The organism is Alcanivorax sp. HI0044, assembly GCF_001634945.1.
Map to the genome: position 1 here is coordinate 1 of NZ_LWEZ01000652.1, position 506 is coordinate 506.

Genomic DNA, 506 nt, shown 5'->3' on the forward strand with positions numbered 1-506 from the left:
GCTTGGCCACGGCTTCCATGGCGGTTTTCAGTTTCGGCTGCATTTCTTCCAGAATGTCACGCTGCGCTTCGTTGGCACGCTTTTGCAGCTTGCGCTGCAGGCTCTGGATTTCGATCATTTTCTGCTGACCTTGCGTCTTCAACGTGTCTTGCTGATCCGCTGACATGGTCATGGCTTCTTTTTGCAATTTTTGCTGCAGTTTCTGCACATCATTCTGCAGAGCGTTGAGCTTTTGCTCATCGGCAGACAGTTCATTTTCCAGGGATGACATTTTTGCTTTCACGTTATCCGACGATTGCAATGCAGCAATCGGATCGAGAACCCCAACGGAGGCATCAGCCATGCCCAGTGAAGGCAGAATAAGTGTCAGTGCTACCAGTGTTTTTTTCATCATTATTAAACTCCTAAAAAGTCTGTCCCAGAGAAAATTGGAATACTTCCGTGTCGTCGCCTGGCTGGTCGTTCAGCGCCTTGGCGAGGTTGAAGCTGAGCGGCCCGATGGCCGT

2 protein-coding genes are annotated in these 506 nt (G+C 50.2%); both read right to left on the reverse strand.

The genetic code is table 11. The features are described from left to right. A partial coding sequence (locus A3730_RS07915; protein ID WP_063537867.1) for an OmpH family outer membrane protein occupies window positions 1-394 on the reverse strand: 394 nt, incomplete at its 3' end. 10 nt (window positions 395-404) lie between these two features. Beyond that, window positions 405-506: BamA/TamA family outer membrane protein (locus A3730_RS33020; protein ID WP_156501066.1), on the reverse strand; the 102-nt coding region annotated here is incomplete at its 5' end.